A 12,323-nucleotide genomic window follows, 5' to 3' on the forward strand; every position below is an offset into this window, starting at 1 on the left:
TTGCGGCTGATGCAGACATAACTCGTTGCTGATAACCGAATAAGGGAAATACTTTGGCAGGAACCAGTTTATTAACGTTGCTCGATGATATCGCCACGCTGCTGGACGATATCTCGGTAATGGGAAAAGTCGCCGCGAAAAAGACGGCAGGCGTGCTGGGTGACGATTTGTCACTGAATGCGCAGCAGGTGAGTGGCGTGAAAGCCAATCGCGAACTGCCGGTCGTATGGGGCGTAGCCAAAGGCTCGTTCCTCAACAAACTGATACTCGTGCCGCTGGCGTTGATTATCTCTACGTTTGCCCCCTGGCTGATTACGCCACTGTTAATGATTGGCGGTGCGTACCTCTGTTATGAAGGGGTGGAAAAGGTCCTGCACAGCCTGCAACATGGTAAACAGCAGAACTCGCCAGAGGCGCGTCAGCAACGCCTGGATAAGCTGTCTAAACAGGACCCGCGCGATTTCGAAAAGAAAAAGATCAAAGGCGCAGTGCGCACCGATTTTATTCTGTCGGCTGAAATCGTGGCCATTACCCTCGGCATCGTCTCTGAAGCGCCCTTGCTGAATCAGGTGCTGATCCTGTCAGGTATTGCGATTTTGGTCACGATTGGCGTATACGGCATTGTCGCCGGCATCGTTAAAATCGATGATTTAGGGTTCTGGCTACGCGATAAATCGTCACGCGTGGCCCAGGCGCTGGGCGCAGTATTACTGGCCGCTGCCCCCGTATTGATGAAAGTGTTGACCGTTGTCGGTACGCTGGCCATGTTCCTGGTCGGGGGCGGCATTATCGTCCACGGCCTTGCGCCGTTGCATCATCTGATTGAAAACGCCATCGCACCCTTTAGTGGCCTGGTTGCTGGCCTGCTGAGCAACGGCGCAAACCTGGTGATGGGTTTTATCATTGGGTCGATCGTGCTGTTAGTGGTTAACCTTATTGCCAAACTGCGTGAGTAATCGGTATAAAAGCGCATTCTTTAACGCGTTCAGGGGAGAAAACGATGAGCGATGACATGTTTGAATTTGATATTGATGCTCAGTTAGAGCAGGCCGAAGCGAAGGCAGAAAAAAAGGCGGGCGAAGTGCCAGAAGACCTGATTGATGATGCCGATTGTGAAGGCTGCAAAATCTAATCCACTCAGCGCCCCAGGCGGATAATTCTTATCCGCCTGATTTGTTTTCGACATATCACTCTACGTTATTCCGAATTCGCCATTTTTATGCGCGTCTTAACAGCAGCAACTCTTTTACCATGCTATAAAGAAATGGTTTCAATGACAGTCATTTCTCAAAGAGGGCGCAACATGGTTTTTGCAATCAGTGATGAAGTACAGCATAAGGAAGGCGGGCAAACGATGGTGGTGACCGGACATGCCAGCGGCATGGTTGAATGTCGATGGTACGATGGTTATGCGGTCAGGAATGAGGCTTTTCGCACCGATGAGCTCAGCCATTCCAGCGAATCGCAGCCCCAGTTTACTTCCTGATTTCTGTCAGTCAGGCCGTAAACGACGGCGGCCTGGCTGAACTTATCCCACTCTCCATCCTCACTGGCGCGATCTCTGCAGCCTTATACGTTGCCGTCGTTATCCTCTTCTACCGCTTTATAAATACGCTGCAGGATATCCGGAAAAGCCGACTGAACCCGACTCCAGCTGGGAATAAACGGCTTGTCGTTCGGACGCTCGATAAAGGACTGACCGGCATCCAGAATCGACTGGGTGAACATTTCAACGGCTGCTTCTTCAACATGCTGGTCGAATTTCAGGCCGTTCATTGCCGCCTCATGGTTATAGATTTCCATCATATCCAGCGCATTACGGTAATAGGTCGCTTTCAGTACCCGGAATGAGTCACTGGTCAGCGGCACGCCCATGGTTGCCAGCTTACGCAGCAGCGACTGGACAATATCGTTGCTCATGCGCTTAAGGCCACCGGTGCCATCATCTTCTGCCAGCGGCTGATGCTTGTGATCATAGTTATCAGCAATCTCCACCTGACACGACTGGCGCGTGGTGTAGTTACGGTAAATTTCAGAGAGCACGCCAATTTCCAGTCCCCAGTCGCCGGGGATTTTAATGCCGTTGAGTACGTGCGTGCGCATCGCAAACTCGCCCGAGAGCGGATAACGGAAGCTGGACAGGTAATCAAGGTATTCAGAGTGGCCATAGACTTTTTGTAACGAGCGCAGCAGCGGGCCCACCAGCAGGCGGCCCACGCGGCCATTGAGTTTACCGTCAGCAACGCGTGCGTAAAACCCTTTGCAGAACTCATACTGAAAAGCGGGGTTAGCCAACGGATAAAGCAGGCGTGCCAGCATGCCGCGTTCGTAGGTGACAATATCGCAGTCGTGCAGCGCAACACAGCTGGTGCGATCCGAGGCCAGCGTATAACCGGTACAAAACCACACGTTGCGTCCTTTGCCCGGATGAGTGGGCGACAACCCCTCTTTATCCAGTTCCGCGTCAATGGCTTTAAGTCTGGGACCGTCATTCCACAGGATGCGGTGCCGCTGCGGCAGTCGGGAAAAAAACTCGCGGGCATGCAGAAACTGGTCACGGTCAGCCCGATCTAACCCGATGACGATTTCATCCAGATACGGAACCTTAGCCAGTTCATCAACAATTTTTGTCAATGCCGGACCTTCCAGCTCGGAAAAGAGGGAAGGCAGGATCAATCCCATTTTGCGTTTACGGGCAAAACGCACCATTTCTTTCTCCAGCGACTCAACGCTGCGGTGCGTAAGATTATGAAAGTTAGTAATTACGCCATTCTGAAAGAAATCACTCATTGCATCATCCTTATGGTTTTGCGAGAGGAACAACAGCCTTTCATGGCTGAGTCAAAAAATGGTCCAGCCCTTCACGCCAGCCTTCAGGGCCGTGATGTGTCGTGCGGAATACGTTGGCATCTTCCGCGCGCTGTAAGGTAACCGGTGTTTTACTGAAGCCTCTGATCACCACGGCATAGTCAACCGCATCCAGCATCGGGGCATCGTTCGGGCCATCGCCCAGGCCAAGAGTGATAAAGTCTTCCCGGTCGGTGTGAGACAACAGCCAGCGCAAGGCCTCTCCTTTGCCGCTTCTGGCAGGCATGACATGCCAGAAGCGGCCGCCCTGCGTCAGGGAAAGATGATAGTCGGCCAGCGCCGTGCGAAAGCGGTCAAAGGCCTCATCAGTATCCCGCCAGACAATCACCTCTGAGGCATCACGCTGACGGGCGAGGGCGGCATCCGCTTCACTCAGGCCGGTCATAGCGGAAACATCGACATCGCTGAAGTCATGGAAGCCGGTAAAGCGAAACTGCTTTTGTAACGCTGCCAGCACCCGACAGATTGCGGCATAGTGCATCTTGTCGTCCGGAATGCGCACGCTTTGACTGCCGTTGAGGTACAGCACGGCGCCGTTTTCAGCAATGAAGGCGGTGCCGGCAATACCGAGCTTACGCTGCAGTGGCAGAATCTCGGCGGCGGTTTTGCTGGAGCAAATAATTAAGGGAATGGCGTGCGCGTTGAGTGTATCAAGCCAGTCTGCTGCGGCATCCCAGTTGTAGTCGTGGTGGTCAAGCAGCGATCCATCGAGGTCGGTCACTATCATTAGCGATTCATTCAGATTCGGCATCCTGGTCTCCTTCACTCCAGTTCGACATTAGTCTTAGTGTAGTTGAGTCTACAGCAGGCTTAGCATTGCGTACTGCAACCCCCACAACCAGGAGGATTCCTAAAACCTAAAGGATAAAATCGGCGACGCCGTCATTTCGTGCAGCGAATTTCGCTGAAATAACAAGGCCCAGGGGTAAAGTGGCCAGTTCGGGGTAGGGCGAAATGAGTGAAGCGCGCACGGGAAAGGCTTGTTTTGATCAACTGGAAGCGTACTCTGAACGGGCAATATGAATTCCCTGGTGTAACGAATTGACTGCTTACCTGGCTCGCGCCGGGTATTTTTTTGCGCCGAATTCAGTGCGGCTGCGCTGCCTATCGATTTATCTCTGTATAACGACAATCATGAATATCCATTTCGCACTGCTCCGCAGGTTCACGGCACAGCCCTTGCCGGGGGGCATCTACCCCCGTCACTGACTGCGAGTGTGGGGAAAAGTAGTCCTGAAGTTCACCGGTGCTACCGGGTTCAATAGCCTGCAGCAGGGCGTCCATTTCTTTATCCCGCTCAGGCTTTTCGACTAGGTGGGGAAGCGACATCGCAAACCTCCATCGGCTGGGTTGGGTAATAAATATACAATTTAGCGGAAAATGCGAGGGTGGGACAGAAAAAAAAGCCCGCGCTGCGCGGGCAAATGATCCTTGTTACTTTGGGTGTGTTGTCTTTCCTGGGGAGGAAAGCAACAAAAGAAAGTTTACCTGTTGTTCCTGTTAAACGTCTCGCAGTGAAGTGTCAGGAAACTGAAAATGCGTATTACTCAGATTTACCTGACTTTCCCAGTAATCTGCCGAAAAGAGACTATATTTGATAACAAAACGGCTTTTTATCAATACCTAAAGGAATGGTTATGGACTTACTTCGAATTCTAATCGCAATCTTACTGCCCCCGCTTGGTGTTTTTATGCAGGTAGGTTTCGGGGGAGCATTCTGGCTTAACATCCTGCTGACCCTGTGTGGATACATTCCAGGCATCATTCACGCCGTGTGGGTCATCGCGCGTCGCTAACGCCTGCATTACCCGGGCTCTTCGATTAAACTGTTATCAGCAATGTATCGGGAGAGTGGTAAATGAAGGTTGACGATCGCGTCAGTGTTAAAACGGATGGTGGCCCCCGTCGTACAGGCACCATACTGGCTGTTGAGCCATTTAGTGAAGGCACCATGTTTCTGGTGGCCCTGGAAGATTATCCGCAGGGCATCTGGTTTTTTAACGAGAGCGGTCATCAGGATGGTGTATTTGTTGAGCCTTATCCTGCCGACTGACCTTCATATTTAACAGCCAGACCAGCACAAAATCGCCCTCTGGCCTGTTCGGCTCAGAGGGCGAGTGTTATTGACAGCGCCGTGAGGCAACGCGCTTCAGCGACGTCGCTGACTCACAGCTCTTCTTTGGCTAAAACGTTTCCCAGTTCTCATTGCCGCTTGTGGCGGCAGCGGGAGCGGGGCGCATGACAGGCGCAGGTGCCTTAGGTGCGCTATCCGACTGATGTACAGGTTTTACTGCTGGCGTATCCTGCAAACGGAAAGCCGCAACCGCCTTGGTCAACTTACCTGCCTGATCTTCCAGAGAGGCAGCGGCGGCCGAGGCTTCCTCAACCAGTGAGGCGTTTTGCTGCGTCACGTTATCCATCTCTGTTACGGCCTGGCTAACCTGCTGGATACCCCGGCTTTGTTCGTCGGACGCGGCGGCAATTTCCGACATGATATCGGTCACGCGACGCACGGCCTCAACAATTTCGCTCATGGTCGTCCCGGCCTCACCTACCTGATGTGAACCGCTGCTGACTAACTTCACTGATTCAGCAATGAGCGATTCAATTTCTTTTGCCGCCTGCGCACTGCGCTGAGCCAGGTTACGTACTTCGCTGGCGACTACGGCAAAACCGCGGCCCTGTTCGCCCGCGCGGGCAGCCTCGACGGCGGCATTCAGCGCCAGAATGTTCGTCTGGAAGGCAATGCTGTTGATCACGTTAGTGATCTCAGCAATTTTCTTCGAACTCCCGGAAATATCGTTCATGGTTTTCACCACGCCGCTCACCATGTCGCCGCCGCTGCGCGCCTTGCCGGACGCATCGGCTGCCAGTTGGCTGGCGTGATGGGCGTTATCCGCGTTCTGTTTCACCGTCGCGGTGAGCTGTTCCATGCTGGCCGCAGTTTGCTCAAGCGCGGCAGCCTGTTGCTCGGTGCGCGATGACAGGTCGGTGTTACCCGCAGAAATCTCACTTGACCCCTGGTAAATGGCGATAGCCCCTTCGCGGACCGTACCTACCGTTTTGATTAGCGACTGCTGCATACGTTGCAGGTTGTCGAGCAACAGACCGATTTCGTTACGGCCGTGCGGGACAGTGGGTGCCGTTAAATCGCCTTGAGCAATACGTTCTATGTGCGCCACTGAATTGCGCAGTGGGTTAATAACGACACGACGTAAAAACACAAAGGTGAGCAGCACCAGCACAAGCGCGGCAACAAACGCGGAGCCCATTGCGATAAATCCAATCTGTGACTGCTCAGCCGCCTGATCGTTGATCTGAGCGGAGCGAATATCACGCAGCTTAATCGCTTCCATCAGAACGGCTTTATAGGCGTTATCCAGTTTGCGTGTCGTATCGGTTTCCTGAGCAATAATGCTTTCAAAGCTGCCCTGTTTACCCGATTCGATCATCGGCATCAAACCTTTCGTCACATACTCTTTGAAACGCGCCTGTAACTGCTCATCCAGCTTGATGCCTTCTGGTGTTTTGCTTTTACGATTCAGGTAGATTTTAAGGCCGGTTTCAGCCTGTTTGATACGATCGGCCGTCGCCGCAAGGTTGGCGTTGAATTCATCCATCTCACCGATACGTGCCGCGGCGCCTGCCTGAATGATATTCAAACGGGCAGAGCGCATATGCGATGAGCTGTCGATAAGCCCGTTTCTGACCTGGATCTCATCGGTAGCATCTTTAAGAGACTGATTACTGAGAATAAGAAAGTAGCTTGAGATAGCAATACAGAGTGCGAACAGAAACAGTATCCCGCCGAATATTAAACTAAACAGAGGAACGAGGCGGATGTTTTGCCAAAGACTAAGTTTGGGATGCCCTTCATTAACCAGCGTTGTGTTCATTTCCTTGCTCTCTTGGGAAGTTATTCTGTTGAACAAAACATCGGCAAAAGAAGAGAAAGGTTTACGTCTGAAAGTGAGATCTGGATCGCTAATTCATAAAAAGAACTGGCCTTTTGGGCCAGTTCTTAGAGGGGAGGGGGTTACCTTACGTTGACATAGATACCGGACGTCACGTTATCGGTTAAACGCACCACATGATAGATCACTTGCTTATTATGCGTTTTAATTTTTCGCTTTATATTGCCTTTATGCGACGAAACGGTTTTCGCTTTAATTTGCATTTTATCTGATATCTGGATGGTATCATGGCCTGACATCCACATTTTCAGCATATTTGACTCTGTCTGGCTTAGCGTGAGAGGGTGGACATCAAGACCCGAAGAAATGCGCGGCGACAAATTGAGTTTTTTCTGCAAATAAGTACTTAACAATGAATCCAGCGTCGAAGGCTTAATTGCTTTGGATGTAATAATCAAATTTTTCCGAACATACAAATATTCTTCGAAATGAATATTACTAATAGCCATAAAAATAAAAAACAGTGTTTCGGGATGCTGGTTAATAACGCTGCGAATGCGTTCGCTGGAGTCGGTTTCATGAATGAAACAGTCTTCGTTAATAAAGACAACGCCAGGTTTGAACTGCTCGCATCTTTGCTGTAATTGTTCAATGTCAGACACAGAAGTAATATTTTTCTTCTTAACTCCCTTAGAAGACATATAATCTGATAATCCCAGGCGTGTGTAGTTGCAGGAATCCATAATAATCGTTGGCATGTTAGCGACCCTCACCAATTTGTTATCCGTTTAAATCAACGATGAATTACGCGTTGCGGTACGAGAAGATTTCCAAAGCGCTTTTTTTTATTCTGCTGATGCAGCGTGGCAATGGGCAATAGCCCATAAAAGTCCTCTTCCCTGACCCGGTCTGCAAAAAATTTGTATTGCTCTGACCTCACACCTGACCTGATATCAACACGATAAGTCGATACAAAGTCGGACTGAGCGAAATGCCGTTTTTTGGGAGCGTTGTCACTATCGCTGAAAACCCAGAGTTTTCTGATAGGACAAATCTTAAAAACATTTATTTCACGAAAGTGTGAAGTCGGTTAGCGAGTTGACAATGCCGGAAAAAACATTTTCTGACAAGAAAAATCACATAATAATTTTTCTTCAGTAATTTCAATGCATTGCCGATTTTATCACCAAAAAAACTTTGTTGACGACTCGGTTAACCGCCTCACTAAAATACGCGAAGCGCGGTTTAATAAGAATAATTTTAAGACTTTCCGCACGTTTATCAGAATATCCTTAGCTGATTTCTGGGAAATGTGGTTTGAAAAATGTGCGGATAGTTATGCATTTCTTAAGTATCAATTCAGGATAATAGTTAGATACTTAATGTTCAGACAGGGGACAGTTCTGTCAGGAACTGGGCCAGAAGATCGAATATTTCGCCGAACAGGTGCTCGCAGAAGGGGGCAAGGAGAGGCATCAGCAGGCTGATGGTCAGAATGCCTACTGATAAGGTAATTGGGAAGCCGATCGCGAAGATTGATAACTGTGGTGAAAGACGGTTTAACAAACCCAGGACCATATTTATCGTGAGTAGCAGAACGATCAACGGAAGCGCTAACATCATGCCATTAAGGAAAATCATGCCGCCAGATTTCACCAAAGCCATAAAGGCATTTGCCTGAAGAGGCTCGCCGCCGACAGGCAACGTATGAAAACTGTCCGACAGCAGGGAAATAAGCCACAGGTGACCGTTGAAAGTCAAAAATAAAAGCATCGCCAGCATGTCGAGAAAGCGCGCAAGTACGGGCATATTCAGTCGACTGGCGGGATCGAAAAAGGTGGCGAAAGACAGACCCATCTGCAATCCAATCAGTTCACCGGCGGTACGAACCGCGGCAAAGGCGAACTGCATGGTAAAACCAATGGCAATCCCAATCAGCATCTGCTGAATCAGCAGCATAAAGCCGGCTGGTGAAAACAGCGTCACGTTCACCGGGGGTAAATTGGGGATGAGTATCCAGGTGATCATGGCGGCAAGACCAATCTTCACCCGTTTACTCACCGCTTTTTCACTCAGTACCGGCGCGGTAGCAAGCAGTGCCAGGATACGCACCAGTGGCCAGAAAAACTGACTGACCCAGTGTACGAGTTGGCTACTGTCGAGAGTGATCATCAGCCGATGATGTAAGGCAGATTAGAAAAGACGGTGCGGATGTAATCCAACAGCACGTTCAGCATCCAGGGGCCGGCAATGATACCTGTGGTGGCCACTGCAATAATTTTTGGAATGAAAGACAGCGTTTGTTCGTTAATCTGGGTCGCTGCCTGCAGCAAACTCACCAGTAAACCGCTGACCAGCGCGGCCAGAAGCATAGGGGCAGCCAGCAGCAGGGCAACGCGCATGGCTTCCTGTCCCATTACCATTACCGATTCAGGTGTCATGAATTTCTCCTGTGCAATAGAGAGGTCAGGAATAGAAACTTTGTGCCAGCGAGCCAACCAGCAATTGCCAGCCGTCCACCAGAACAAACAACATTAATTTAAACGGCAGCGCAATTGTTGCCGGGGGGACCATCATCATCCCGAGTGCCATTAACACGCTGGCAACCACCAGGTCGATAATTAAAAAAGGAATAAATACGGTAAAGCCAATCTGGAATGCGGTTTTTAATTCGCTGGTCACGTAAGCCGGTAACAGAATACGCATAGGTACGGCTTCCGGACCTGCAATCGGCGCTGTATTTGCCAGGCGGGCAAATAACGCCAAATCAGCCTCACGGGTTTGCCGCAGCATAAATTCCCGCAGCGGCTGTGCGCCTTTATCAATCGCCACATCCATGCTGATTTTATCCTGGCTAAACGGCAGGTAGGCATCCTGATAAATTTTATCGAAGGTCGGTGCCATAATAAAAAACGTTAAAAATAAGGTCAGGCCAAGTAATACCTGGTTAGGCGGCGCGGAAGGCGTGCCCAGCGCATTACGTAGCAGGCCAAAAACAATAATGATGCGGGTAAAGCTGGTCATCATTAACAGAATGGCTGGCAGGAATGTTAACGAGGTAATAAAGACCAGCGTTTGTACCGGCAGTGACCAGCTTTGACCACCGTTAGCTAATGGCTGACTAACCAGGCCCGGCAACTGGGCATGGGCAACCGGTGCCAGCAACAGCAGCGGCAGGAGAGGAAGCAGTCGACGCATCATGGATTTTTTCCGGGACGTTTAACCAGATTTTGTAATAGCTGACGAAAATCCTGCGGCGCAGCCTTTACCGGTGCGGTTTCATCAGGTGCACCTGGCGGCAACGTATGCAGGTGAGTAATTTGTTGCGCTGTCACGCCCAGCACCAAACGCGCATCCGGCGTATCAACAATCACAACGCGTTCGCGCTGGCCGACCTGCACACTGGCCGTGAGTGTCAGCTCACGGCTGCCCACTTTCTTAGGGGCAAAACCCATGCGGCGTGCCAGCCAGGCACATGCCAGAATCAACACAATAATAACGACCAATACGCCACTGACCTGGGTCAATACTGAACCTGCCGAAATGGGCGGTGCCTGAGGTGTGGCAGGTTGCAGCGTATGATTCTGGTTATTCATCTTAACGGCTCAGACGACGCATACGCTCTGACGGCGTGATGATATCGGTAATGCGAACGCCATATTTGTCGTTGACCACGACGACTTCACCCTGTGCGATCAAATAACCGTTGATCAGGATGTCCAGCGGTTCACCCGCCAGCCCATCCAGGGACACCACGGAGCCCTGCGTCAGACGCAGCAACTCTTTAATGGTCATTTTGGTGCGGCCAAGCTCAACGGTGAGCTTCACCGGGATATCCATAATCAGGTCGATATCCTGCAACGAACCAGACGCATTACTCGTTTCAAAGCTTTTAAAAACGTCATCACTCTGTGAGGCAGTCGTCGCGGAGCCAACCTGCTCATTCATTGCTTCAGCCCACAGATCGTCCGCAGAGAGAGTATCATCGGACGGTTTCTTGCTGTCAGTCATGGGGCTGTTCCTCGTTAAGCGAATTCAAAATCGGGTTAATCAAATGTTCAACACGCAGGGCATACTGGCCATTAAGCGTGCCATACTGACTGGTTAAAACGGGCACACCGTCCACGTGGGCAATAATGCGCTCTGGCTTTTCAATCGGCAGGACATCACCGGGTTTCAGCTGTAAAACGCGCGACAGGCGCAGCGACGTTTCGGCGAAATGGGCAATCAGTTCCAGTTCAGAGTGCTGAACCTGCTTCACCAGATTGTCGCGCCAGTGTGTATCTTCTGACCGCGAGTTTTCCAGCGGTGGATTCACCAGCATTTCACGCAGCGGTTCAATCATCGAAAACGGAATACAGATGTTGAACTCACCCACAAGGTTACCGATTTCAACCTGGAAAGGCGTATTCACAACAATATCGTTAGGTGATGTGGTGATGTTGGTGAATTTCACCTGCATTTCCGAACGCACATACTCCACATCCAACGGATAAATGGCTTTCCACGCATCGCTGTATCCGTCAAGCGCCAGCTTCAGCATGCGGCGAATGACACGTTGCTCGGTATGGGTAAACTCCCGTCCTTCAACTTTAGTTGGAAAGCGGCCATCACCGCCAAAAAGGTTATCGACCGCAATAAACACCAGGCTTGGCGAAAACACGACTAATGCCGTACCGCGCAGGGGCTTCAGATGGATCAGGTTCAGGTTAGTTGGCACCGGCAGATTACGTGCAAACTCATGGTAAGGCTGAATCTTGATCGCGCCTACGCTGATATCCGGGCTACGACGCAGCAGGTTAAACAGCGCCATACGGAAACTACGGGCAAAACGCTCGTTAATAATTTCCAGCGCCTGCAGACGCTCGCGCACCACGCGACGCTGGGTATTCGGATCATAAGGGCGAATATCGCCCTCAGGTCCGTTTTGTTTCTTTTCTTCTTCCGCGCTGCCGCTGTCGCCGTTAAGTAGCGCGTCAATTTCAGCCTGGGAGAGAATACTGTCGCCCATTGATTCACCTCAAAATGAAGGCAGTAAACAGTACGTCGTCTACGACCTGCGGAGGTTGACCTTTTACCAGTGGTGGTGCCAGCGCCTGTTTGATTTGATCAACAAGCGCTTGCTTTCCTTGCTCCGTCGCCAGTGCAGCTGCGTTCTGACGAGACAGCAGCAGTAACAGACGACTGCGAACCTCAGGCAGGTAGTCACTCATCCGACGACGCGTTTCTTCATCCGGCAGACGTAGCGTAAAGCCTACGTACAGTACGCGGTCTGGGTCGTTGTCGGGATTGACCAGGTTAACCGTAAATGTATCAAGTGCAAAAAAGACCGGGGCGGGAGGCGGTTCAACTTTCGCGACCTCCGGCTTATCGCCCTCATGTTTATTCATCATTCGCCAGACTGCATAGCCTGCCACGCTGCAAGCGGCCAGTGCGACAATCAGTAACACTGGTATTAAGAGTTTTCGTTTGCGGCCTTTAGCTTTCGCGTTATCAGACATTTTTGCAGTAACTTCCTGTGAATTATGGGCAAGCCTCTCG

General features: G+C 50.8%; 17 protein-coding genes. 5 read left to right on the plus strand and 12 right to left on the minus strand.

The features are described from left to right. Nucleotides 1-53: 53 nt before the first annotated feature. The 3 genes from GKC68_RS09015 (at nt 54) to GKC68_RS09025 (ending at nt 1,486) form a co-directional block, all read left to right on the plus strand. Complete coding sequence (locus GKC68_RS09015) at nt 54-956, plus strand: DUF808 family protein (protein ID WP_342656768.1); 903 nt, start codon at nt 54-56, stop codon at nt 954-956. A 44-nt stretch (nt 957-1,000) separates the two neighbouring features. Continuing rightward, nucleotides 1,001-1,132: a hypothetical protein gene (locus tag GKC68_RS09020; RefSeq protein ID WP_014605559.1), complete on the plus strand. Its 132-nt coding sequence runs from the start codon at nt 1,001-1,003 to the stop codon at nt 1,130-1,132. A 171-nt stretch (nt 1,133-1,303) separates the two neighbouring features. Continuing rightward, on the plus strand, nt 1,304-1,486 hold the full coding sequence (locus tag GKC68_RS09025; protein ID WP_019106597.1) for a DUF2158 domain-containing protein: 183 nt from the start codon (nt 1,304-1,306) through the stop codon (nt 1,484-1,486). A gap of 83 nt (nt 1,487-1,569) precedes the next feature. Here GKC68_RS09025 and GKC68_RS09030 read toward each other — a convergent pair whose 3' ends face one another. The 3 genes from GKC68_RS09030 to GKC68_RS09040 form a co-directional block, all read right to left on the minus strand. After that, complete coding sequence (locus tag GKC68_RS09030) at nt 1,570-2,790, minus strand: glycosyl transferase (protein WP_028722743.1); 1,221 nt, start codon at nt 2,788-2,790, stop codon at nt 1,570-1,572. A 40-nt stretch (nt 2,791-2,830) separates the two neighbouring features. Then, nucleotides 2,831-3,619, minus strand: a complete 789-nt coding sequence (locus tag GKC68_RS09035; RefSeq protein ID WP_342656769.1) for a mannosyl-3-phosphoglycerate phosphatase-related protein — start codon at nt 3,617-3,619, stop codon at nt 2,831-2,833. A 353-nt stretch (nt 3,620-3,972) separates the two neighbouring features. Then, nucleotides 3,973-4,197, minus strand: a complete 225-nt coding sequence (locus tag GKC68_RS09040) for a YodD family protein (RefSeq protein ID WP_264253509.1) — start codon at nt 4,195-4,197, stop codon at nt 3,973-3,975. A 308-nt stretch (nt 4,198-4,505) separates the two neighbouring features. On the opposite strand from GKC68_RS09040, the gene GKC68_RS09045 reads away from it, so the two are divergent. Further along, nucleotides 4,506-4,664, plus strand: coding sequence for a YqaE/Pmp3 family membrane protein (locus tag GKC68_RS09045; protein WP_014605562.1), 159 nt, complete (start codon nt 4,506-4,508; stop codon nt 4,662-4,664). 62 nt (nt 4,665-4,726) lie between these two features. Beyond that, nucleotides 4,727-4,921 (plus strand): protein DsrB, encoded by a 195-nt coding sequence (gene dsrB / locus GKC68_RS09050; RefSeq protein ID WP_014593953.1) that lies wholly within the window; start codon nt 4,727-4,729, stop codon nt 4,919-4,921. 130 nt (nt 4,922-5,051) lie between these two features. Here the strand turns inward: dsrB and GKC68_RS09055 are convergent, their stop codons facing one another. The 9 genes from GKC68_RS09055 to fliL form a co-directional block, all read right to left on the minus strand. After that, nucleotides 5,052-6,764, minus strand: a complete 1,713-nt coding sequence (locus GKC68_RS09055) for a methyl-accepting chemotaxis protein (RefSeq protein WP_028722747.1) — start codon at nt 6,762-6,764, stop codon at nt 5,052-5,054. A gap of 140 nt (nt 6,765-6,904) precedes the next feature. Continuing rightward, nucleotides 6,905-7,540: a transcriptional regulator RcsA gene (gene rcsA, locus GKC68_RS09060; RefSeq protein ID WP_058706871.1), complete on the minus strand. Its 636-nt coding sequence runs from the start codon at nt 7,538-7,540 to the stop codon at nt 6,905-6,907. 628 nt (nt 7,541-8,168) lie between these two features. Next, nucleotides 8,169-8,954, minus strand: a complete 786-nt coding sequence (fliR, locus tag GKC68_RS09065) for a flagellar biosynthetic protein FliR (protein WP_028722749.1) — start codon at nt 8,952-8,954, stop codon at nt 8,169-8,171. Then, the gene (gene fliQ, locus GKC68_RS09070; protein WP_014605563.1) at nt 8,954-9,223 is read right to left on the minus strand and encodes a flagellar biosynthesis protein FliQ; all 270 of its coding nucleotides are present in this window, start codon (nt 9,221-9,223) and stop codon (nt 8,954-8,956) included. The genes fliR and fliQ overlap by 1 nt, the downstream gene beginning before the upstream one ends. 25 nt (nt 9,224-9,248) lie before the next feature. Continuing rightward, nucleotides 9,249-9,980, minus strand: coding sequence for a flagellar type III secretion system pore protein FliP (gene fliP / locus GKC68_RS09075; RefSeq protein WP_033765984.1), 732 nt, complete (start codon nt 9,978-9,980; stop codon nt 9,249-9,251). Next, nucleotides 9,980-10,378, minus strand: a complete 399-nt coding sequence (gene fliO, locus GKC68_RS09080) for a flagellar biosynthetic protein FliO (protein ID WP_058706870.1) — start codon at nt 10,376-10,378, stop codon at nt 9,980-9,982. The genes fliP and fliO overlap by 1 nt, the downstream gene beginning before the upstream one ends. A 1-nt stretch (nt 10,379) precedes the next feature. Continuing rightward, entirely contained in the window at nt 10,380-10,793 is a 414-nt protein-coding gene (gene fliN, locus GKC68_RS09085) for a flagellar motor switch protein FliN (protein WP_047714081.1), read from the minus strand. Then, nucleotides 10,786-11,793, minus strand: a complete 1,008-nt coding sequence (gene fliM, locus GKC68_RS09090) for a flagellar motor switch protein FliM (RefSeq protein ID WP_013026181.1) — start codon at nt 11,791-11,793, stop codon at nt 10,786-10,788. Before fliM ends, fliN begins: the two co-directional genes overlap by 8 nt. Nucleotides 11,794-11,797: 4 nt before the next feature. Then, on the minus strand, nt 11,798-12,283 hold the full coding sequence (gene fliL / locus GKC68_RS09095) for a flagellar basal body-associated protein FliL (RefSeq protein ID WP_013026180.1): 486 nt from the start codon (nt 12,281-12,283) through the stop codon (nt 11,798-11,800). Nucleotides 12,284-12,323 lie beyond the last annotated feature (40 nt).

This window comes from Pantoea sp. RSPAM1 (assembly GCF_038816185.1).
Lineage (GTDB): Bacteria > Pseudomonadota > Gammaproteobacteria > Enterobacterales > Enterobacteriaceae > Pantoea > Pantoea ananatis.

Bases quoted from the DNA above. Each gene is read 5' to 3' on its own strand.
- dsrB (WP_014593953.1), top strand. From the start codon at position 4,727: ATGAAGGTTGACGATCGCGTCAGTGTTAAAACGGATGGTGGCCCCCGT.
- GKC68_RS09045 (WP_014605562.1), top strand. From the start codon at position 4,506: ATGGACTTACTTCGAATTCTAATCGCAATCTTACTGCCCCCGCTTGGT.
- GKC68_RS09020 (WP_014605559.1), top strand. From the start codon at position 1,001: ATGAGCGATGACATGTTTGAATTTGATATTGATGCTCAGTTAGAGCAG.
- fliN (WP_047714081.1), bottom strand. From the start codon at position 10,793: ATGACTGACAGCAAGAAACCGTCCGATGATACTCTCTCTGCGGACGAT.
- GKC68_RS09025 (WP_019106597.1), top strand. From the start codon at position 1,304: ATGGTTTTTGCAATCAGTGATGAAGTACAGCATAAGGAAGGCGGGCAA.
- rcsA (WP_058706871.1), bottom strand. From the start codon at position 7,540: ATGCCAACGATTATTATGGATTCCTGCAACTACACACGCCTGGGATTA.
- fliR (WP_028722749.1), bottom strand. From the start codon at position 8,954: ATGATCACTCTCGACAGTAGCCAACTCGTACACTGGGTCAGTCAGTTT.
- GKC68_RS09030 (WP_028722743.1), bottom strand. From the start codon at position 2,790: ATGAGTGATTTCTTTCAGAATGGCGTAATTACTAACTTTCATAATCTT.
- fliM (WP_013026181.1), bottom strand. From the start codon at position 11,793: ATGGGCGACAGTATTCTCTCCCAGGCTGAAATTGACGCGCTACTTAAC.
- GKC68_RS09035 (WP_342656769.1), bottom strand. From the start codon at position 3,619: ATGCCGAATCTGAATGAATCGCTAATGATAGTGACCGACCTCGATGGA.
- GKC68_RS09040 (WP_264253509.1), bottom strand. From the start codon at position 4,197: ATGTCGCTTCCCCACCTAGTCGAAAAGCCTGAGCGGGATAAAGAAATG.
- fliL (WP_013026180.1), bottom strand. From the start codon at position 12,283: ATGTCTGATAACGCGAAAGCTAAAGGCCGCAAACGAAAACTCTTAATA.
- fliQ (WP_014605563.1), bottom strand. From the start codon at position 9,223: ATGACACCTGAATCGGTAATGGTAATGGGACAGGAAGCCATGCGCGTT.
- GKC68_RS09055 (WP_028722747.1), bottom strand. From the start codon at position 6,764: ATGAACACAACGCTGGTTAATGAAGGGCATCCCAAACTTAGTCTTTGG.
- fliP (WP_033765984.1), bottom strand. From the start codon at position 9,980: ATGCGTCGACTGCTTCCTCTCCTGCCGCTGCTGTTGCTGGCACCGGTT.
- fliO (WP_058706870.1), bottom strand. From the start codon at position 10,378: ATGAATAACCAGAATCATACGCTGCAACCTGCCACACCTCAGGCACCG.